At 44.0% G+C, this 20,158-nt stretch carries 22 protein-coding genes and 1 tRNA gene; 2 read left to right on the forward strand and 21 right to left on the reverse strand.

Annotation, left to right across the window (positions count from 1 at the left end; translation table 11 throughout):
- Nucleotides 1-102 precede the first annotated feature (102 nt).
- The 13 genes from MKZ13_RS31125 to rpsF form a co-directional block, all read right to left on the reverse strand.
- A complete protein-coding gene (locus MKZ13_RS31125; protein WP_091035263.1) occupies nt 103-528 on the reverse strand; it encodes a CBS domain-containing protein in 426 nt (141 codons plus the stop codon).
- A gap of 183 nt (nt 529-711) precedes the next feature.
- A complete protein-coding gene (locus MKZ13_RS31130; RefSeq protein ID WP_339180889.1) occupies nt 712-1,746 on the reverse strand; it encodes an LCP family protein in 1,035 nt (344 codons plus the stop codon).
- Between the two features lie 242 nt (nt 1,747-1,988).
- Complete coding sequence (locus MKZ13_RS31135; RefSeq protein WP_339180892.1) at nt 1,989-3,575, reverse strand: MFS transporter; 1,587 nt, start codon at nt 3,573-3,575, stop codon at nt 1,989-1,991.
- Between the two features lie 251 nt (nt 3,576-3,826).
- Complete coding sequence (locus MKZ13_RS31140) at nt 3,827-4,732, reverse strand: D-alanyl-D-alanine carboxypeptidase family protein (RefSeq protein WP_339180896.1); 906 nt, start codon at nt 4,730-4,732, stop codon at nt 3,827-3,829.
- A gap of 254 nt (nt 4,733-4,986) precedes the next feature.
- The gene (locus tag MKZ13_RS31145) at nt 4,987-6,813 is read right to left on the reverse strand and encodes an oligopeptide ABC transporter substrate-binding protein (protein WP_339180899.1); all 1,827 of its coding nucleotides are present in this window, start codon (nt 6,811-6,813) and stop codon (nt 4,987-4,989) included.
- Between the two features lie 19 nt (nt 6,814-6,832).
- Entirely contained in the window at nt 6,833-7,738 is a 906-nt protein-coding gene (locus MKZ13_RS31150; RefSeq protein WP_221820229.1) for an ABC transporter permease, read from the reverse strand.
- Between the two features lie 29 nt (nt 7,739-7,767).
- Entirely contained in the window at nt 7,768-8,730 is a 963-nt protein-coding gene (gene opp4B / locus MKZ13_RS31155) for an oligopeptide ABC transporter permease (RefSeq protein ID WP_221820232.1), read from the reverse strand.
- Nucleotides 8,731-8,737: 7 nt separating this feature from the next.
- Complete coding sequence (locus MKZ13_RS31160) at nt 8,738-9,670, reverse strand: ATP-binding cassette domain-containing protein (RefSeq protein ID WP_260632670.1); 933 nt, start codon at nt 9,668-9,670, stop codon at nt 8,738-8,740.
- Nucleotides 9,671-9,684: 14 nt separating this feature from the next.
- Entirely contained in the window at nt 9,685-10,674 is a 990-nt protein-coding gene (locus tag MKZ13_RS31165; RefSeq protein WP_339180906.1) for an ABC transporter ATP-binding protein, read from the reverse strand.
- Between the two features lie 728 nt (nt 10,675-11,402).
- Entirely contained in the window at nt 11,403-11,996 is a 594-nt protein-coding gene (locus MKZ13_RS31170) for a M15 family metallopeptidase (RefSeq protein WP_339180908.1), read from the reverse strand.
- A gap of 226 nt (nt 11,997-12,222) precedes the next feature.
- Complete coding sequence (rpsR, locus tag MKZ13_RS31175; protein WP_017691433.1) at nt 12,223-12,495, reverse strand: 30S ribosomal protein S18; 273 nt, start codon at nt 12,493-12,495, stop codon at nt 12,223-12,225.
- A gap of 56 nt (nt 12,496-12,551) precedes the next feature.
- Entirely contained in the window at nt 12,552-13,037 is a 486-nt protein-coding gene (gene ssb / locus MKZ13_RS31180) for a single-stranded DNA-binding protein (RefSeq protein WP_017691432.1), read from the reverse strand.
- A 48-nt stretch (nt 13,038-13,085) separates the two neighbouring features.
- Nucleotides 13,086-13,379 carry a 30S ribosomal protein S6 gene (gene rpsF, locus MKZ13_RS31185; protein WP_036611944.1) on the reverse strand — a complete coding sequence of 98 codons (294 nt, stop codon included), beginning with the start codon at nt 13,377-13,379 and terminating at the stop codon, nt 13,086-13,088.
- Between the two features lie 202 nt (nt 13,380-13,581).
- On the opposite strand from rpsF, the gene MKZ13_RS31190 reads away from it, so the two are divergent.
- Nucleotides 13,582-13,776, forward strand: coding sequence for a YjzC family protein (locus MKZ13_RS31190; protein ID WP_221820238.1), 195 nt, complete (start codon nt 13,582-13,584; stop codon nt 13,774-13,776).
- A 440-nt stretch (nt 13,777-14,216) separates the two neighbouring features.
- On the opposite strand, the gene MKZ13_RS31195 is transcribed toward MKZ13_RS31190, so the two are convergent.
- From MKZ13_RS31195 to MKZ13_RS31210, 4 genes are all read right to left on the reverse strand, one after another.
- A tRNA-Ser gene (locus tag MKZ13_RS31195) sits at nt 14,217-14,307 on the reverse strand.
- Nucleotides 14,308-14,410: 103 nt separating this feature from the next.
- Nucleotides 14,411-14,620: a DUF951 domain-containing protein gene (locus MKZ13_RS31200; RefSeq protein ID WP_339180911.1), complete on the reverse strand. Its 210-nt coding sequence runs from the start codon at nt 14,618-14,620 to the stop codon at nt 14,411-14,413.
- A complete protein-coding gene (locus MKZ13_RS31205; RefSeq protein ID WP_339180914.1) occupies nt 14,610-15,551 on the reverse strand; it encodes a mechanosensitive ion channel family protein in 942 nt (313 codons plus the stop codon). Before MKZ13_RS31205 ends, MKZ13_RS31200 begins: the two co-directional genes overlap by 11 nt.
- A gap of 14 nt (nt 15,552-15,565) precedes the next feature.
- Nucleotides 15,566-15,829 (reverse strand): DUF3343 domain-containing protein, encoded by a 264-nt coding sequence (locus tag MKZ13_RS31210; protein WP_211082864.1) that lies wholly within the window; start codon nt 15,827-15,829, stop codon nt 15,566-15,568.
- Nucleotides 15,830-15,946: 117 nt separating this feature from the next.
- On the opposite strand from MKZ13_RS31210, the gene yyaC reads away from it, so the two are divergent.
- A complete protein-coding gene (gene yyaC / locus MKZ13_RS31215; RefSeq protein ID WP_036611957.1) occupies nt 15,947-16,552 on the forward strand; it encodes a spore protease YyaC in 606 nt (201 codons plus the stop codon).
- Here the strand turns inward: yyaC and MKZ13_RS31220 are convergent.
- The 4 genes from MKZ13_RS31220 to MKZ13_RS31235 all read right to left on the reverse strand — a co-directional run bounded on the left by MKZ13_RS31220 (nt 16,527) and on the right by MKZ13_RS31235 (nt 20,083).
- Nucleotides 16,527-17,027 (reverse strand): DUF4446 family protein, encoded by a 501-nt coding sequence (locus MKZ13_RS31220; RefSeq protein ID WP_047841029.1) that lies wholly within the window; start codon nt 17,025-17,027, stop codon nt 16,527-16,529. The two genes, yyaC and MKZ13_RS31220, sit on opposite strands and share 26 nt — an antisense overlap.
- Before the next feature lie 140 nt (nt 17,028-17,167).
- Entirely contained in the window at nt 17,168-18,322 is a 1,155-nt protein-coding gene (locus MKZ13_RS31225; RefSeq protein ID WP_339180920.1) for an aminotransferase class V-fold PLP-dependent enzyme, read from the reverse strand.
- Between the two features lie 161 nt (nt 18,323-18,483).
- The gene (locus tag MKZ13_RS31230; protein ID WP_062836525.1) at nt 18,484-19,329 is read right to left on the reverse strand and encodes a ParB/RepB/Spo0J family partition protein; all 846 of its coding nucleotides are present in this window, start codon (nt 19,327-19,329) and stop codon (nt 18,484-18,486) included.
- Nucleotides 19,322-20,083: an AAA family ATPase gene (locus tag MKZ13_RS31235; RefSeq protein WP_024629525.1), complete on the reverse strand. Its 762-nt coding sequence runs from the start codon at nt 20,081-20,083 to the stop codon at nt 19,322-19,324. Before MKZ13_RS31235 ends, MKZ13_RS31230 begins: the two co-directional genes overlap by 8 nt.
- Between the last annotated feature and the right edge of the window lie 75 nt (nt 20,084-20,158).

The following is a 20,158-nucleotide window of genomic DNA, read 5'->3' on the forward strand; positions in this document are numbered from 1 at the left end:
ACTTCGAATGCGTCCCTAGTTCAGGACTTCTTAAGTTTAACATGATACCGGACGGCTGTGATTATCCCTAATGACACAATAATGTTTAAATTCGTAACCACCTTACTTAGCCTTGATCGATTCTTTGGCTACAATGCCCTCACAGTACTCAATAATCTGACTCCGTCTGACAATACCAATGAACCGATCCATATCATCGACCACAGGAACAAAGTTCTGAACTTTAGCCAGATTAATCAGGTCCTCCATGTTGGCGTCAATGGATACGGGTTTAATATCCAAGCGAAGTGGAACGTCCTTGAGCAAGAACTTTGAAGCGTTTTCAAATGAAATCTTTCCCTCGGCATTCTTCATATACCACAGTAAGTCGCCTTCGGTAACGGTACCAATATATTTGCCTTCTTTATTCAAAATGGGTACCGCCGTAAAACGATGATATTCCATCCGTTCCAACGTTTGCCGCAGCGTAGAATCCGACGTCACGCACGTAACCTCTTGTTTGGGTAGCAAAAAAAATGCGATGTTCATACCCTTGTATATCCTCCTTGTGAATTTCTTCGTTCAACTTATCTCGCTCAACTTATATTATACGGATCAGAACGCAGGATGTTCCAAAAGGATAATAGTTCTCACTATAAAGAAAAAAACAGCAGCCCGCGAATAAACGTACTGCTGATTGTGGTCTACAACACATCATTGGTATGGAATTGGTTATTCAATCTTTTGCCGGTCAGGGATCATTACTTCACCGGCTGGGGTCGATTGATCCATCCAGTTGTTAATCAGCTCTTTGGCATATTGGACATCTTTCTCGTCAGCCTGACCATAATAGATACCGTCTTTTTTCATCCCCTCACCCAGAATGGTGAAGCTCGAAATCTGCGGTTTCTCCTGAGTAAGCACTTGTTTAGCCAGATCAATAATGAAAGAAGCTCGCATATCCGTCTGGAAGCTGTCTCCCATGATCTGAATCAATTCCGGGATTTTGGCGATTTGATTCAAATTCAGCATTTCATTCGCCATCGCGTTGAGGAATATCTGCTGCCGCTTGGTACGATTAAAATCGCTATCCTCACGGTATCTTACATAGTACAGTGCTTCCTGCCCGTCATAGATCGGCTTACCGCCTTCAATCGTGAATTGCACATGATCCGGGTTTTTGTTCACAATGTCCTCATCAATTGGCAGTTTTACACCACCAAGCGCATCAACCACTTTTTTGATTCCGTCGAAGTTGATCGTTGCATAATAACCCACATCAGCATCAAGAAATTTCTCCACGGTATTGATGGACATATTCTCCCCACCAAAAGCATAGGCATGCGCCAGCTTATCATAATCATCTTCGCCGTCCTTGTTCGCGTCCCGTCCTACAATCTGCACATACGTATCACGTGGAATGGATACCAGAAGCACACGGGATTCCTTGGGACGTACTACAGCATAGATAACGGTATCCGAACGTCCACGCGTTTTTTCATAGGCGCGTTTGTCCGAACCGAGCAGTAATACGGAAAATGGTTCCTTACGGTATACCGTTGGATCAGGCGTGTTGTTGCCTTCTTGCGGCACATACGAGCGGGATAGCTGATCTTCTACCGAATCGGCGAGAAACAGATCAAATGCCGCTACAGCCAGCTGCTGACGGAACAAATAACCTCCGATTAACAAAACAACAAGTGAAACGAGCGTTATATATAGGCCTTTTCTTCTTTTCTTCTTCTTATCTTTAGTTCTGCTTTTCATCCATCGATTCCTTCTTCACTATCGAAATGATAATCCATAATACCAATTAAACGTCTGGGTTGCCTTGTGACTCGGTGTTCTCTGAAGTTTTCTCTCTCTGGAATCAAGACACCGCTTACGCTCGTTCTATTGTAATCATTGCAGGAGCAAGAAAAGTTACAATCCGGTTAAATTGAAAAGAACAGCGACTCCTTTTTAGCTACAAAAGGTACACTGTTCTCTTCATTTCTAACGTTATCAAATCAGCTTGTAGATACATCTTCCACATGATGACTCTTCTCTTTTTGACGCAGACGTCCCGTTATAAGCGCAGCTACCAGCGTAAGCACACTGAATACCACCGCAGACCAGAAAAGGCCATTATAACCCTGCCCTGTCGTTTGATGCACTGCCTGGAGCAACACATCACGGATACCTTCATCAGGAATCTGGGACAGGCCCTCTGTCAGACTGGAGATATCACTCCCTGATGACCCTCCCGAGGCATATTGCTCCAGCATCTCCGGAGGCACCCGAATTCCTTTGTCAGCGAATCCTGCCTGAATGTTGGACCCCAGATTAATGAAAGAACGTGCCAGGAATCCGGCGAAAATCGTAGGTGCAATAGCCATTGCCATCTGGCGGAATAACGAGCTGGTCGCTACTGCGATGCCTTTATTGTTCTCACCGGCCTGTTCCGTGACAAGTACATTAACTGGCGCACCAAGCATCATACCGAAGCCAATACCTACGAGTGTACTCGCAATGACAAATTGCCAGATATGCTCCACCCATAGCGGGAACAGCAGGAATCCAATCGCAGATAGCAGCCCCGCAACCGATAACGTCCAGATTGGCCCTTTGCGGTCTACGAGGTATCCACCTCCACCTGCCCCGATGCCGGATGCCAGCGCGAGCGGAGTAAACCAGTACCCGGAAGCTGTATTGGATACGCCGAGATATTGCTCAACAAATCCGGGAATAAAGATCACCGAGGCCAGAATGGCTCCGGAGAAAAAGGCAATCAACAGCGTCCAGCGAAATGACGCAATGCCCAGAAGATGTGTCGATACAACAGGTTCACGTTCAGATCCTTCCAGCCTTTTTTCCATGAAGTAAAAGAGCACCAGAATGATCACACCTGCCAAGAAGAAACCGTAGAACATGGGTGATCCCAGGCTTTGAAGCATGTTCACACCGTCCAGATTGCTGAAGCTATACATTAAACTGAGTACACCCAACGTTAGGACAGCAATACCACTCCAGTCCACTGCTGCACGATTCAGTTCCTGCTCTTCCTGAATAAATCGAATACCTGCAATGAATAGCAGAATGGCGATAGGTACATTGATCAGGAATAACCAATGCCAGTTGCCCGTAAGATCCAGTATAAAAGCACCGACATTAGGTCCCAAAATAGCGGCAACACCATTCATACCTCCGAGCAGACCCAAAGCTGTACCCTGACGCTCCGCCGGGAACTTGCTTAATACGTATGAGCTGGCGATGATAAATATCCCTCCACCGCCCAGAGCTTGAATGACACGAGCGATCAGGAAAAAGGTAAACGATGTGCTCAACGCAACGAGCAGGGACCCGATCCCAAACAACGCCACTTCAATCAAAAATAGTTTCTTGCGACCATAACGGTCCGACAGTTTGCCTGCAATAGGTACACTCACCGCAAGCCCAAGCGTGTAAAGCGTAATCGTCCATGCTCCCCATGTTGGCGACACACCAAATGATGCATTTAAGGTGGTCAGTGAAGAGGTGATGATCCCGTTATCCAGCGCAGCCATAAATACCCCTATGGCAAACAGGATTAGCGGCCATTTCATTTGTTTTTGCATCACATGTTACCTCCCGATCAGATCGTAAATTCAGTATCGTACAGTTGGTTTTGTAAATATATATTAAACTGAATTGAATAATAATGACTCACTGGTCATTTTAAAACAAAAGAAAACCATATGTCAATTTAATAATATGGTTATATGGATCAATTTACCTCCGATTCGATAAAATAGAGCTACCACATGTTCAGTCGAACCTGCGGACAGCCCTCATATCTTAACTAACGTACTAACGCTTGCGTAATGCTTCAATAATCTGGTCTGACTCGGTTTCCCGAAAATCCATAGTTGAATAACTTCCGAGTCTCCACAAAACGCCCTTCACGAGTATCTGTTCCAAATACAACTGATATCAGCCTTTTGCCATCACGTTCAGCTGTCCCCACAAAATGATACCCGGAATCTTCATCATACCCGGTCTTCAATCCGTCATTCCCATCATAAGCATACGGCCCACCGATAGAGGACAACATCCAGTTCGTGTTACTCATGTACATCCCTTTTTGGTGCATTGATACTTGCATTTGACTGGAGATTCTTAAAATCTCGGGATGGTTATTCAGCAGATATCGCGCAAGCTTGCATGCATCTATAGCCGTCATTAAGGTCTGCCCTTGTATTTCCATCGGACGGTTAGGACCAAGCAACTTTTCACTGAGGCCCGTTGAATTCGTGAATTGTGTTTCCTTAGAAAGTCCAATCTGAGTTGCCTTCTGATTCATCCGTTGCACGAACTTCTGCTCTGTACCACTGATATGTTCAGCCAGAGCAACCGCTGCATCATTGGCTGAATAGACAGCTACGATCTCGAACAACTCCTGAACGGTGAATTGTTCTCCCTGTTTCAGGGTCAGTTGACTGCCCCCCACGGAGCTGGCATACAGGCTTACATTAACAAGATCATTCCAGCCTATATCACCATTGATCACGGCCTCCATTACTAACAGTTCTGTCATCAACTTACTGACGCCTGCCGGAGCAATCTCTTCGGAGCCGTTAAAATCCATTAAGATCTGTTCAGAGTTCATATCCATTAATACCGCAGATTCAGCTTTAATTCCCGGTTTGCCTACCAGCAAGTCCGGTTTCACACCCAAATATATAATAAGCAAGAGAGCCAGCAGCATACCAGCCCGTTTCCACCATTTTCTCATAAGATGATCACCTCTTACCTATATAGACGAAGTAAAGAGGCATTTTGTCTGCACTTTTTTGAAAAAAAGTTAAATTTTTTTTATTTTTTGGTTACAAAAAAAACATGAACCCCATACACCCATGCCAGAGTGTACAGAATCCATGTTTTTAAAGACACTTTTTATTCATTTTACCAGGAGAATTCTTCTTTGATAATTTAGCAACCGACTTCTTAAAGGACCCCAATCCTAACAGCTGCTAATTTAAGAATGTGTTACTCAGCTACAACTGCTTTGTCTGCATTAACTTGCAGGTCGCTTAGGTAAACGCCTGTTCCATCACCAATCGCATAGTTCATTACACGTTTGTTAACGGGTGCTACAACTGCACGATACAGTGTAGGGAATACAGGAACTTCATCTACCATGTATTGCTGCCATTGATTGTAGATCTCTTTACGCTTGTCTACATCAAATGCTTCAGCAGAGATACCTTGTGCCAGCAATTTGTCATTCTCTTCGCTGGAGAATCTGGAGAAGTTGTAGAGTGCATCGCGGCCATATAGACCAGATGGATCTACGTCAATACCAACGCCCCATGCGGCTTGATACACATCAATGTTCGGATCATCTTTACCTGTGTTACCTACACGGTCATAGAAGCTGTTGAACTCAACCATTTCCAGGTTTACTTTCAAACCAATAGCTGCCCATGATTGAACATAATAACGAGCCAATGGTTCAGCTGTGTCGCCACCAGTCATGGATACAAAGTTGATTTCGAGTGGTGTTCCATCCGGATTCGTACGGAATTCACCATCCAGTTTGTAACCAGCTTCGTCGAGCAATGCTTTCGCTGCTTCTGGATCATATGCTACACCCGGATTGTTGGAATCATGGAATTCTGGGTGAGACGGTGGAATCAAGGTTGTTGCATTCCAACGCAGGCCATTATAGAAACGTTTACCTACTTGATCGTTATCTACAGCCATCCACATTGCTTTACGCAAGTTTTTGTCGCCCATTTTTGCTTCGGCATTGCTTACAACTTTTCCGTTCTCTTCATCCCACGTACCCAGTTTGAAACCGATGTACGTATAAGCACGATCGATTGCGCCCAGGAATTCTACGTTGGACAGGTTTGCATTGTCTTTATATTGATCTGTCGGGAATGCATCCACGAGGTCTACCCCGCCAGATTTCAGTTCTTGAACAACCGTTGTCGGGTTGATAACTTTCAGAGTCACTTTGTCCAGTTTTGGAGCTCCACGCCAGTAGTCTTCGTTCTTAACATAAGTTACAGACTCACCCGGAGTGATGACATCCACTTTAAATGGACCAAAACCAATTGGTTTTTCACGTACTTCTTTGGAAGAAGACATTTTGGCTACATCCATATCTCCGAAGATATGTTTAGCCAGTGGATACGTCCATACGCCACCTGTCAGCAGGGACGGAGTAGATTCTTTATACGTAATGCTGATTTGTTTGTCGCTCAGCACTTTAATACCAGAGATTGTTTTTGCTTTTCCAGCATGATACTCGTCCATACCTACGACACTAGTGAAGTTGGAGTCGTAGCGTGGACCATCATACGCTTTGTTACCGATCACTTCATAAGCAAGCTGCAGATCTTCAGCCGTTACCGGCTTGCCATCATGCCAGTTCACATTGTCACGAATGGTCAGTGTGAACGTTTTGCCATCTTCAGATGTCTCATATGTTGCTGCACCATCGTTGGTGTACACATAGTCTTTGTCCCATGTAAGCAATGCCTCATCAAACCATTGCAGTACCTGAACATCTGGGTTACCGGAATAGAAGTTGTAGTTCAGTGTACCTTCAAAAGCAGTATCCGATACAAGTCCGAATGTAATCGATCCACCCTCGATCGCAGTACCCTCATTCGTTTTGACATTGTTGAAGTCTTCAATGGAGTAAACGCCCTCTTCATTAGCAGGTTCTTCCTCCGTTTTTCCCTCTTCTGTGTTGGAAGCTGGAGCTGGAGTAGCTGCTTCTTTCTCAGAGCACGCTGCGAGCACCAATACAAAGACCAACATCATCGTGAAAAATAGTCCCCGTGAAAATAATCCCTTTTTCATGAACCTTTCCTCCCTTTTTTTAACCTCTTCTTTGTCTTGCATCAGTCGCACGCTTTAGGGCTTGACCGACATTATTTATACTCAACATCAATACCAGAATCAGTACCGATGCGGGTAGCCATATCCACCATCTGGATTCCAGGGTTTGCGGATTACGTGCATAACTTACGAGTGTTCCAAGACTAGGCGTACTTTCGGGAAAACCAAACCCTAGGAAAGACAGCCCGGATTCGAGGCCAATGTTGGCAGCGAGATTCAATGTCATCGTTACGATGATAATGGAGCTCAGATTCGGAAGAACCTGTGAGAGCATAATCTTCAGATGAGAAGAGCCCAATGTTTTTGAAGCTTTTACATAATCCAGTTCCCGTTCCTGTAATGCTTTGGAGCGAATCAATCTGGCGATACCCATCCAGAGAAATGCCGTCATGATAAGAGAGAACGAGATGATATTGTATTTCGGTACTGCCGTAACAAACGCGATAACAATCATCAACATCGGAAGGATCATGAAGAAATCAACAACACGCATAAACAGGTTGTCTATCATTCCACCGAAATAACCGGATAAAAGGCCAATTAAGATACCTATGAAGCCAGTCATTAACGTTACGATAATTCCAATGGTCAGGGAGTTACGTGTACCGATGACCAGTTGGCCAAATACATCACGACCTCCATAGTCCGTTCCAAGCCAATACTTAGCGGATGGTGGTTCATATAAGGCAAACAGATCCACGCGTACGATATCATCCTGATTCAGAATGAGAGACGTACCATATACCAGCAACATGACCAAGCCCAAGAAAATGAGCGAGATTAGTGCCACCTTATCTCTGACAAGCTCCCGCCATACAATACTCAAGCTGGAGGGGCTTTTATCAACCTTTTGTGAAGTTACAACTACCTCGTTGGCCTTGCTCATCTTGTTTTCACCCCGAAATCTTCAAGTTCTTACTTGATCCGTATACGTGGATCTACAATTCCCAGAATTATGTCAGACAGCAATGCCCCGAGAATGGAAGCTACGCCATACAACAATACGAGTGCAGTCACAACGCTGAAGTCACGCAATGAGATGGAACTCAGGAACAACTGCCCCATACCTGGATAACTGAATATACTTTCGATAAATACCGTACCTCCGATAAGCCCTGTAATCTCATATCCGAAGAACGCGGCGATAGGTAATAGTGAGTTCCTCAAGATATGCCTGTTGTAGATCCGGGATTCCGAGGCGCCTTTGGCTCTGGCAGTAATAACGAATTCCTTATGCTTGATATCAATGATTTCACTACGTAAATATTGAACCGTAGATACCGTTGTAATTAGTGCCATGGATAATGCCGGCAATAATAGATGATAGAACTTACTCATTATGTAGCTGAATGTGCCTGGTGTAAGTCCCGGCGCAACGCTACCTCCTGTCGGGAACCAGCCGAAGTGGAATCCGAAGATCCATACCATCACCAGTGCGAAGATGAACAATGGTGCGGCAAACCCCAGATAGGTGTATCCCGTGATCAACCGATCAGACCAGGTATCGTTGTAACGACCACTGATGATACCCAGTGGAATAGCGATCAGGTATGTCAGTACAAGTGTCGCCAGTGCGAGCCAGAATGTGTTTGCTACACGCTGACCGATCAAGTCGGTAACCGGCATTTTGAAACGGAAGGATTGCCCAAAATCACCTTGGACGGCGTTTTTGATCCAGTCCCAATATTGCACGTACCAGGGATTATTCAATCCCAGTCTCTCTCGCTGGGCTTCCAATGCTTTGGGATCAACGCTTGGATCAAGCAATCCCGTTAGTGCATCGCCAGGCATGGCCTTGGCCATCAGAAAGACCAAAAGACTAAGTAAAAAGATCTGAGGGATCATTATGATAATTCTGCGTACTATCGTTTTCCACATATGGCCTTCAACCTTTCTGAGGTAGAGCTACTCGGTGAGTATCGGAAATGGATTTGAGCGAGTATGCAAGCCCTTCCTCATCAAAGAAATTTCGGTATGAATGTTCATACTCGGATTTGACCTGTTGACGGAAGGCTACCATTTCCTCTCGTTTGGTTGGGTCCATATCCGGAATGGCTGCAATAAGACGTTTGGTATAGATGTGTTGCGGATTCTCAAAAATATCATTTGTTGTGCCCTGTTCCACATATCGACCTTTATACATAATTCCAATCTGATCACACATATGACGAATGATGCCCAGATCGTGACTGATGAACAGATAGGTCAGATTCAGTTCTTTTTGAATTTCCTGCATGAAGTTGAGTACCTGAGCCTGTACCGATACATCGAGTGCAGATACAGGTTCATCCGCGATAATTAGCTTCGGCTTCAGTGCAATAGCCCGTGCAATGCCGATCCGTTGGCGCTGCCCCCCTGAGAATTCATGCGGATATTTGTAGATTGATTCCGGACTTAGACCAACCCTTTCAAGTAATTCTCTTACTTGTCTTTTTTCCTCGGTAGCGGTCAGACGCTCATAGTTACGGAAAGGCTCAGCAATAATATCGATAACCCGCTTTTTTGGATTCAATGATGAATATGGGTCTTGAAAAATCATTTGTACATCCCGCTGGAGCTGCCTGTTCTTACGTCGCTCCGTAGCCAAATTTTTTCCATTAAACAGAATCTTTCCGTCAGTGACATGGTTTAGCCCAATAATGGCTCTGCCTGTTGTTGTCTTACCTGAACCTGATTCGCCAACCAGACCATAGGTCTGTCCTTCTTCAATGGAGAAGCTAACATCATCAACAGCCTTTACACTGCCAATTTCCCGTTTAAGCAATCCACCGCGAATCGGAAAGTGTATCTTGAGCCCTTCTACTTCGAGTAATGCCATTATGTTATTCCTCCTCAGCTTTGGTCAGGGAAATGAAAGTGCTGGTAACAGGTACACCGTACAAAGTGACCTGGTGCAATTTCATGCATCTGTGGGTTCTCTTCATGAGCCGAATCACTAATCCATGGAATTCGGGCTTTGAATCTGCACCCTTTGCGAGGAAGGTTTTTGAGTGATGGTACGATGCCTTGGATGACATGTAATTTGGATCTTTCTTCAGACAGGGTGGGAATAGAGTTCAACAGTGAGCGGGTATATGGATGCTTCGCATCGTTCATCAATGTGAAGATATCTGCGATTTCAACAATTTCGCCTGCATACATTACTGCAACGCGATCAGCCATCTCAGCTACGACACCCAGATCATGTGTAATCAGAATAATGCCTGCGTTAATTTCATTCTTCAGATCACGGATCAGCTCCAGGATCTGTAGTTGAATCGTAACGTCAAGCGCCGTCGTTGGTTCATCGGCTATGAGTAGTTCCGGTTTGTTGGCAATCGCAATGGCGATAACAATTCTCTGTCTCATACCACCAGATAGTTCGTGGGGATACTGCTTGTATATTTGTTCGGGACGTGGAATCCCTACCTGATTCAATAAGTGAATGACCTTTTCTCTCTTCTCTCTGGAAGACAGCTTGGACTGATGAAGTGTGAGAATCTCTTCAATCTGTTCACCAATAATCATTAGAGGATTTAGTGCGGACAATGGGTCCTGAAAAATCATGCCCATTTCTTTGCCTCGTAGCTTGTTTAACTTGCTTGGGGAGATATTGGCAATATCTTGTCCTTTATAGAGAATCTGGCCTTCAATTTTTGCTTTGTTATGCAAACCCATAAGAGAGAATGCAAAAGCACTTTTACCTGACCCGGATTCACCTACTATCGCCAACACTTCATTTTTCTTCACCGTAAGGTTAACGTGATCCACTGCTGCATAATAGTCATCTTCAATTCTGAATGATGTTGTTAGATTTCTGACTTCCAATAGCTCTGTATTCAAATCAATCACCCTAACCCCATAATTTCCGTAGATTGTATTCGTGTGTAGAGAAATGCATCCACTGTATATTTCCAAGTTCTTGAAGATAACGAACAATAGCTTATACAAAATACCAAATTGTTAGGAGAAACAAGTTTAAGAGACTCATATTTAGACCATTGGTCAATTAATGTTGATAATTCCTAGCGGAATTATATATCAAAATAATTAATGTAATCATACGTGTAATTTTAGCTAACGTCAATGCTTATTTTGAGATTTTTGGTATAAATGTTTTTTATAATACAGATTTGGATATTAGTAATACTATAAAGGTATATATCAGAGAATTTGAGTGGTATTATTTTGTTTTTTGGCTGTGAGGTGCACATAGGCAATTAGTCAAAATAACATATACATAACATAGTAGTTACATCTAGTGTATGTGTATGCTTTGACTTTAGTAGACATTCTTAATTTGGCGTGAGGTAAATGTTACATATATAAGTGATGATTATAACTCGATCTATAGCTGAATTTTATTTAATCGGAGCCGATATACTACAATCGAAATAATATATGCGATCAAAGTAAGAAATCTAGTTAATCTAGTATAGTTTTATTTATTTGCTAATGTAAAGACCAAATTGTCATCTTTTATCATTTATTTTACAAAAGAAAGAAAAAAGCCCTGCAAAATGCAGAGCTTATCTAATATTTATTCATTTAATTGTATATAAAACAACCTTTTACGGAGAATCAGGAGGTCTTTTACCACGTTTTAACTCATTAATACTCAAGCCAAAATCCATCTGCAAGTGAGGATAGTCCGGAAAGTTTGCCCAATCTCCACCCCAAGTGAAACCTAACTCTTTGGCAAGCTCCACAACTTCCATCCAGTCTGACTTGCCATTGCCGTTATCATCACGTTCCATATCCCACACCACATCACCGTCAGGCGTACTCAGTGCAAAATCAATTGCTAATCCGTAGTTATGATATGACTCACCACCACGCGCATTAGTAACGATATTACCTGCACTTGAGCGTCCTTGGTTGAATAGTGCATCTTGCTCCTCGGAACTTCGGTAGCCGTGGGTGATAACAATCACTATTCCACGTCTCGCTGCCTTACGTACCAATAATTCCTCATTCTCTGCTACCACAGGATGTAGGCCGGTGATTGGCATAGCTTCTTGAATTGTTGTCCCGGGCCACCTGTTATCTATATCACCTTTTTGCTGTAACCATACATATATAATGGAAAGTAAAAGAGTAGCTATAATCCAGGTTTTTAGACTGCTCTTTTTTCTCTGTTTGCCTTTACGTTTTGATGTATTCATATCCACTCCTGGTGTTTATTCTGAAATAAACAGCTATTCCTGCTGCCTGAACCTTTTCAGTAGATTAGACTCTATTATAATTCATTTGAGCCTTGAATGCTTCTATCACCACAGTTGAATTCTTCCATTTGTTAGAGTGGATCTGTTATTTCTATTACTTCTATTCATATATACAAAAAAGCAGCCGGCTATAAGCCGACTGCTTCGTATGCAAGCTGAGTAAAGACTACTCAGTTGTGTATGGCAATAATGCGATTTGACGGGAGCGTTTGATTGCAATCGTCAGCATGCGTTGATATTTAGCGCTAGTACCTGTTACACGGCGTGGCAAAATTTTTCCACGTTCGCTGATAAATTTACGAAGCAAGTCCGTATCTTTATAATCGATGTGAGTAATTTTGTTAGCTGTGAAGAAGCACACTTTACGACGTTTATTACGGCCGCCACGACGTGCCGGTCTTTTATCGTTGTCTCCGCCTTCTCTTTGCTTGAAGCCCATGCTTTTCAGTCCTTTCCTATCATGTAACCCATATCTCCTAAGAGTATCAGTTCATGTTAAAATGGCAAATCATCATCCGATATATCAATCGGTTTTCCGTCATCGGAAAAAGGATCCTGATTGTTGCTACGCGAATTATTGTTATTGTTCGCGCGTCCGCCGCCTCCATAAGAAGGCTCTTCACGCATTGGTTGCCCACCGCCGCCACCGCTATTATCACGGTTAGCTGACTCCAAGAAACGGACATTATCGGCAATGACTTCGGTCACGTATACACGTTTTCCTTCGTTATTCTCGTAGTTCCGTACTTGAATGCGTCCTTCGACTGCAGCCAGGCGTCCTTTGCGCAAGTAGTTCGCACAGGTCTCGGCAAGCTGTCTCCAGGTTACGACCGGAATGAAATCGGCTTCCTTTTCTCCCCCTTGGCTTGTAAACGGTCTGTCCACTGCCAAAGTAAATTGCGTAACTGCTACTCCTGCTGGAGTGTAACGCAACTCAGGATCCCGGGTTAACCGTCCGATCAGAATGACACGGTTCAACAATGTAATCCCCTCCTTCAGAGCGTATTGGTGCGTTAATCACGAGTAGTCTTAAGCAGACTTAACGTCGTTGGTAATGAGATAACGAATTACTTCGTCAGAAATCTTCATGAGACGCTCAAGTTCAGTTACAACTGCTGGTTCAGCAGTGAAATGTACCAGAACATAAAAACCATCACGGAATTTCTTGATCTCATACGCAAGACGGCGTTTACCCATAACGTCGTGAGCTGTAACTTCACCACCGCCGTTGGAGATGATGCCTTGGAATTTATCGACTGTAGCTTGAACAACTTCTTGCTCAATGTCAGGACGAATAATGTACATCACTTCATATTTGCGCATAATTTTCACCTCCTTATGGACTCTGGCCCTCAATCTAGGTTGAGAGCAAGGAACGAGCACAAACTCGAACTATATTAATATAACAAATACCGGGCCAAAGTGCAAGCAAACGTTCCCTGTACATATTGGCACATGATCAGCCTGGCTATGGAGCACACTACAGAAGCAACAAAGTAACATAATCTGCAGAGGAGGTTTTATCATGGGTGAAAAAACCGAGTTTGAACCAGGAGACAAAGCACCAAACGATGGAGAGTACACGGAAGTTGGGGAGAAAAGCTTTGTCACGGAAATTCAGAATCCAAAGCGGGTAACACTGAAAAAAGGTGAAGATTTTCCCGAAACAAGCAATCATAATCGCAAGTGGAAGAAGCTGACCAAGGCCCGCGTCCATTAATCGCAATACTTTTTTGACGATCCATGTATATAAAACGGAATAAAGCACATAATACAATCAGGCGGTGCACGAGAGAGGTGTGGTTCCGTTGGACAACGAAGCCGATCATTCGCTGTTGGAGATTCATCACGTAATTTAAGAAGCAAGTGGTTATGTGTAGTAAGGCCCTTCGTCTGAAGCACGCGTATTGCTACGTGCAGTACACCAAGTTTCTGATTGTTACGACCGATTGTTTCCTAACAAACAAATGCACCGCCGGATAAAGAGCCCTTCGGGGCTCTTTGTTTTTCGTTCGAGTCATTAATGATGCATCTGATATGGATACACGTTTCAATACATATTCAATAAAACGTTATACAAAAAAAGACTTTCCTAATGGAAAGTCTTCTTATCGATCTTTTTATTAAACTCAATGTGTATTGAGTAAGTTACAATTGAAGTGGCGGAAAGGGTGGGATTCGAACCCACGCACGCTGTGACACGCCTAACTGATTTCGAGTCAGCCCCCTTGGGCCTCTTGGGTACCTTTCCGCAGCAATATTGATTATAGCATGATCATTTACAGAACGCAACACTCATACGGAGCCTGCATGTAAACGTTATTACGCACACTGCATACCGAATTATTGCAAGATCAGGATTCATTGGAATCTTCGGCTGAACGCAGTACCTTCTTCATGTTTTTCTCGAATTTCGCTCTTGGAATCAACACGCTGTGTTTACATCCGACACACTTGATCCGAATATCCATACCCATACGAATGATCTCCATCTCATTGCTGCCACAGGGATGCTGCTTCTTCATCTGCACGATATCCCCAAGCTGGAAACTTTTACGCTCCACCTGTGCCATCCCCCTCATCTTTCTCCAAAGCTACTGCCTGTTCCAATATGGCTTGATTGCTCATCTCATGATACTCCAGTGTTTTCTTCACATCGCCCTGAATCTGACGTTCCACCGAAGCACGAGAGTTAGGCATACATTCAGCCACAATTCGCACCACATACTCAGATGTAGACATCGACTGTATACCGAGCACATCCGGCACCTTCACAATATTTAGGTCACGCTCTTCAATCCCAACCAAAGACTTTTTCACCAGATGTACTGACTCATCGAGACTTAAGTCCGCCTTCATCGGAATATCCACTACAGCCAGCGAATTCGACATGGAGTAGTTCGTTACACTTGCAATCGCCCCGTTTGGGATAATGTGCACCTCACCTTGCCAGCTGACCAGTTTGGTAGTTCTAAGTCCGATCACTTCAACCGTTCCCTTGTAGGTTCCCGTCTGAATAACATCCCCCACTGCGAACTGGTCCTCCAATATAATGAAGAAACCCGTAATAACATCCTTGACCAGACCCTGTGCACCAAAACCAATGGCAAGCCCGAGCACACCAGCACTCGCGAGTAGCGGTCCAACTTGGATATTGATCTCAGATAACAGTAGCAGAATCATAATAAAATTACATGTTATGGAGGTCGCATTTTTCAACAGTTCCCCTACGGTTACAAACCTGCGCGGATTCACGCGAATCTTGCCTTCCTGCTTGCGTTCCATGGAACGATCTATAATTCGATATACCACCTTAATGACAATACGGGTGATGATAAAAATAATGATGATCCGGATTGAGCTGAACATAATGTTAAGCCACATATCGGGATCTGCAATTTTGTTCCAGACTTTATCCGTCCAACGAAGGGCTTCATCCACGGCGGCTACCGAACCGCTAGCTGTAGTCCCTTGAGCAAACTGAAATGACAACATTCATCATGCCTCCTCTACATCGGTATGTTATCATAGCTTTCTTCTGTTTTGAAATAGAGGCCTCGGATCTCTACAAATTCGTTACGAATGATCTTTTGCACTCGCTCCAGATCCTCTTTTGGGAACTGAATACATAGCGCACACCCTGCTGTAATTTCTTTTGGTGTTGGGAACAAATCAATCTCTATCTCAGCAAACTCCAGCAGCATTTCAGCACGCAGTGCCTGCTGGGTTGAATCAAAAGCAATCAGCATCCAATCGTTAATCCATTCGTCCATGTCCGGCTCCTTTCGCCATACGTCCAGCCCTATAGAAAAAGCTTGTCCTCGTGAAGTATAAAACGCTCTACCTTTCCATATACTGTTACTACTATTCCAAGGGAAAGGATAGATCCTATGAATCCTACTTCGCGTTCCTTTTCATCACAAGACATGACCAGTTTGAAAATCCCCCATACCGATCCAGGTATTCACTCGGCCATTACCCATCGTTTAATGTTCCATCTCTATAAAGCCCATTCTCTGCAAAATGTAGTGATTGTCTGCATCGGCACAGATCGCTCAACAGGCGACTGCCTTGGTCCTCTGGTCGGATCAGCCCTTTCCAAGTGGGACAGCCCTTTATTCCATCTATATGGTACTTTGGATGAACCAGTCCATGCGATGAACCTGCAAGATACACTCCACAACATACAGAAAACACACCATAACCCTTATGTGATTGGCATTGACGCATGTCTCGGACAATCATCCAGTGTAGGATGCATTCAAGTTGTGAATGGTCCACTCAAGCCGGGGGCGGGGGTAAATAAAGAATTACCGCCGGTCGGCGATATCCATCTGACAGGTATCGTTAACGTCGGCGGCTTTATGGAATACTTTGTTCTACAGAACACAAGGCTCAGTCTTGTTATGCGCATGTCCGAGATTATCTCCAGCAGTCTATACTCGGCCATCCGGGAATGGCATACACGTTCTACTCTGCTTGCTGTGCCAGAGTAATAGCTTCCTTTTCCTCTGGGGACAGAGTATACGTGGACTCTCCCCCTTTAAGAGGTTTGGCATATACGTAAGAACCGTCACGGTTATATATCCCCGTAAGGATCATGCCATCCTGGCTATCGTTAATCATGGCCATTGAGAAACTCAGATCACTGCCACGCTCTCCATATGCATTGTACCTTTTCACGCCAACTTTACCTTGAATGCGGGTCAGCTTTTGCATGACAACTTGCAGCTGATTCGTTTGCAGTTTGTGTTCATCCTCAATGCTGTCCATCTGAAGTTTCAGATTAATCAGCAATGATTCCAGGTCCTCTACTCCACTGCCAGCCATCATGGCTTCATATTTACGTTTAAACTTTCGTAACTTTGCCCCTTGAACAATACTCACAATCAGCAAGATCACCGTAAGTAATGCCATTCCGCCAATAATCCATAACAGCTGTTCCAGAATCAGCTCGTTTAATTCAGCCATGTAATTGCAACTACCCCTCTATATTTTTGATCAGATTAACGTCTGTCCTGTAATACTATCATTTATTATAAATCAACCCGATATCCATAAGCTTAATCAAGCAACCCTGTATCAAATGAGTTCATCATTTCAACTCTAATCTAGTCTGCTCCAGTCAATTCCAACACTGCCTTAACGAGTGCTTCCACATGTTCTCTAGTTGAATTGTATCCCACACTGGCCCTTACTGCTCCGGTAGCGGTTGTACCAGCAGATTCGTGTGCAAGGGGTGTGCAATGAAAACCGGAGCGAACCGCAATCCCATAATTCCGATCTAAACGGAAGGCGAGTTGTGCTGAATCATACCCATCTACAGTAAAAGATACTAATCCAGTGCGCGGCTGTCCAATCTCTGGACCAAGCATTCGTATACCCTTAACGGATGACAGCCCATCCATTATATGTTGGGTCAGTTCCCACTCATGTTGGTAGATGAACGCGGGTGTCATCTCAAGTACATGTTTCACACCCGCATTCAGCCCTGCGATCCCGACTGTATTCGGCGTCCCCGCTTCATACCGATCAGGACGCACCTTTGGCTGCTCCAGAGCTTCTGACTGACTTCCTGTTCCTCCATGAAGTAAAGGCTCTATATCGAGCTCTGGAGCAATGTACAAGCCCCCTGTACCCTGAGGACCAAGCAGTCCCTTATGCCCTGGAAAAGCCAACATATCAATGCCCAATTGTTGTACATTCACAGGCATAACCCCAGCACTCTGAGCTGCATCTACCAATAAGATCGCCTGATGTTTACGACATAGGAGCGAAATTTCTCCAATAGGAAGAATACTGCCAAGCAGATTCGAACTATGTGTACATACCACCAATCTGGTATTGGAACGAAACATACGTTCCATATGCATCAGATCAATGGCTCCCGAAGCATCAACAGGTACATAATCAATCTCCACATTTCGGAGTCTGCGCATATACTCTAGTGGTCGTCTGACTGAGTTATGTTCAGCCATGGTGGCAATCACATGGTCGCCCTCTCTGAGCGAGCCTTGAATAGCTAGATTTAGCGCTTCAGTCGTATTTGATCCGAATGCAATATCATTCGCATTTTTGATTCCAAAGATATTAGATATGGATTTCCTCGCCTCGAACAACACACGACTTGCCTGAACAGCCATACGGTGACTTCCTCTGCCAGGATTAGCTCCGGCAATCTCCAATGCACTCAACATCGCATCACCGACAGCAGGTGGTTTGGGCCAAGATGTTGCTGCATGATCTAGATAGATAACTCCCTCCACCTCACAACCACCTCTGTCCCATAAATTAATAATTCCCCTGCACATATTGCACGTATAACCCTATAAACAAAGAATGACATATCGTATCTCCATGGTACAGAGGCGATATGTCATGACATGAGTAAGCCCCGCATGTTGTTAATGAATCATAGACCCGACTGTTATTGTAACAATTCCAATAGCCGTTCCAGATCCTGTTGACTGTAGTAGTTGAGCTCAATTTTACCTTTATCTTTATTGTGCTTGATTTTCACTGTTGTTTTGAAACGTTCACGCAGAGATTCTTCTAACGTATCAATGAATGGATCTTTCTTTTTCAACTTCGATTTGGCTTTAGCCTCACCTGTTTTGGAGCGATCCAGTTGTTGAACAGCTTCCTCCAACTCACGTACACTCCATTGCTGATCAATGGTTTGTTTGGCAAGTTGCTTCACCATAACCTCGTCTTTCACACCCACGATCGCACGTGCATGTCCCATAGATAATGTTCCACGTGAAACATGGTCTTTTACTTCTTCCGGCAACGATAACAGACGCAAGAAGTTAGCAATGTGAGAACGTGATTTACCTACTTTTACAGACAACTCTTCCTGAGTCAATGCGAATTGATCCATTAACCCCTGATAAGCAACTGCAACTTCCATGGCGTTCAGATTCTCCCGTTGCAGGTTTTCGATCAACGCAATCTCCATTACCTGCTGATCACTAAAGTTGCGGACTACAGCCGGTACCGTGGCATTACCACAATATTGCGAAGCTCTGAACCGTCGTTCTCCGGCAATAATCTCATAACCTCGTAATACAGGACGAACAATAATGGGTTGTATGACACCATGCTGACGAATGGACTCAGCCAGTTCATGTATTGCGCCCTCATCAAATACCTTACGTGGTTGATAGGGGTTAGCCCGCAGTTGACTAATCGGGATTTCTACGACTTTATCATCGTCATTAATTGAAAGCGAAGGAATGAGGGCATCAAGACCTTTTCCAAGCCGCTTACTCATAAGAAATCACTTCCTTTGCGAGCTCTAAATACACTTCCGCCCCTCTTGAACGAGGGTCATACGTGATAATGGATTGACCATGAGATGGTGCTTCACTAAGCCGTACATTACGCGGAATAATTGTTTGATATACTTTTTGTTGAAAATACTTTTTCACTTCTTCAATAACCTGAATCCCCAGATTGGTCCGTGCATCAAACATCGTCAACAATACCCCTTCAATCTGCAGGGATGTATTCAGATGTTTCTGTACCAGACGAACCGTATTGAGCAACTGACTTAATCCTTCAAGTGCATAATACTCACACTGAATCGGAATGATCACCGAATCGGAAGCAGTCAACGAATTAATCGTTAACATACCAAGGGATGGTGGACAATCGATCAGTATGTAATCATAGTTTTTCTTCACCATGGCGAGTGATTTTTTCAGGCGAACTTCCCGTGATATCGTGGACACCAATTCGATCTCGGCTCCGGCAAGCTGAATCGTTGCAGGTATGATATGAAGGCCTTCAATCTGAGTCTCCACAATCGCTTCTTGAGGAGGAACCTCATTAATAATGACATCATATATACAATTAGCCACATCTGCTTTATTGATTCCGACTCCGCTGGTTGTATTCCCCTGAGGGTCAATATCGACAAGCAATACTCTTTTCCCGAGTGAAGCCAGTCCTGCACCCAAGTTAACAGATGTCGTCGTTTTCCCCACACCGCCCTTTTGATTTGCTACGGCCATAATCTTAGACAATTACTTCACCTCAAATAAAATAGGAGTCTTTTCTGTAGGTTGTGAGATATTGTTAACAAAAAGCAGGCGGCTATC

Source organism: Paenibacillus sp. FSL R5-0701 (genome assembly GCF_037973995.1).
In the GTDB taxonomy this organism is placed as follows: Bacteria; Bacillota; Bacilli; order Paenibacillales; family Paenibacillaceae; genus Paenibacillus.

Bases quoted from the DNA above. Each gene is read 5' to 3' on its own strand.
- MKZ13_RS31125 (WP_091035263.1), bottom strand. From the start codon at position 528: ATGAACATCGCATTTTTTTTGCTACCCAAACAAGAGGTTACGTGCGTG.
- MKZ13_RS31130 (WP_339180889.1), bottom strand. From the start codon at position 1,746: ATGAAAAGCAGAACTAAAGATAAGAAGAAGAAAAGAAGAAAAGGCCTA.
- MKZ13_RS31135 (WP_339180892.1), bottom strand. From the start codon at position 3,575: ATGCAAAAACAAATGAAATGGCCGCTAATCCTGTTTGCCATAGGGGTA.
- MKZ13_RS31140 (WP_339180896.1), bottom strand. From the start codon at position 4,732: ATGAGAAAATGGTGGAAACGGGCTGGTATGCTGCTGGCTCTCTTGCTT.
- MKZ13_RS31145 (WP_339180899.1), bottom strand. From the start codon at position 6,813: ATGAAAAAGGGATTATTTTCACGGGGACTATTTTTCACGATGATGTTG.
- MKZ13_RS31150 (WP_221820229.1), bottom strand. From the start codon at position 7,738: ATGAGCAAGGCCAACGAGGTAGTTGTAACTTCACAAAAGGTTGATAAA.
- opp4B (WP_221820232.1), bottom strand. From the start codon at position 8,730: ATGTGGAAAACGATAGTACGCAGAATTATCATAATGATCCCTCAGATC.
- MKZ13_RS31160 (WP_260632670.1), bottom strand. From the start codon at position 9,670: ATGGCATTACTCGAAGTAGAAGGGCTCAAGATACACTTTCCGATTCGC.
- MKZ13_RS31170 (WP_339180908.1), bottom strand. From the start codon at position 11,996: ATGAATACATCAAAACGTAAAGGCAAACAGAGAAAAAAGAGCAGTCTA.
- rpsR (WP_017691433.1), bottom strand. From the start codon at position 12,495: ATGGGCTTCAAGCAAAGAGAAGGCGGAGACAACGATAAAAGACCGGCA.
- rpsF (WP_036611944.1), bottom strand. From the start codon at position 13,379: ATGCGCAAATATGAAGTGATGTACATTATTCGTCCTGACATTGAGCAA.
- MKZ13_RS31190 (WP_221820238.1), top strand. From the start codon at position 13,582: ATGGGTGAAAAAACCGAGTTTGAACCAGGAGACAAAGCACCAAACGAT.
- MKZ13_RS31205 (WP_339180914.1), bottom strand. From the start codon at position 15,551: ATGTTGTCATTTCAGTTTGCTCAAGGGACTACAGCTAGCGGTTCGGTA.
- MKZ13_RS31210 (WP_211082864.1), bottom strand. From the start codon at position 15,829: ATGGACGAATGGATTAACGATTGGATGCTGATTGCTTTTGATTCAACC.
- yyaC (WP_036611957.1), top strand. From the start codon at position 15,947: ATGAATCCTACTTCGCGTTCCTTTTCATCACAAGACATGACCAGTTTG.
- MKZ13_RS31220 (WP_047841029.1), bottom strand. From the start codon at position 17,027: ATGGCTGAATTAAACGAGCTGATTCTGGAACAGCTGTTATGGATTATT.
- MKZ13_RS31230 (WP_062836525.1), bottom strand. From the start codon at position 19,329: ATGAGTAAGCGGCTTGGAAAAGGTCTTGATGCCCTCATTCCTTCGCTT.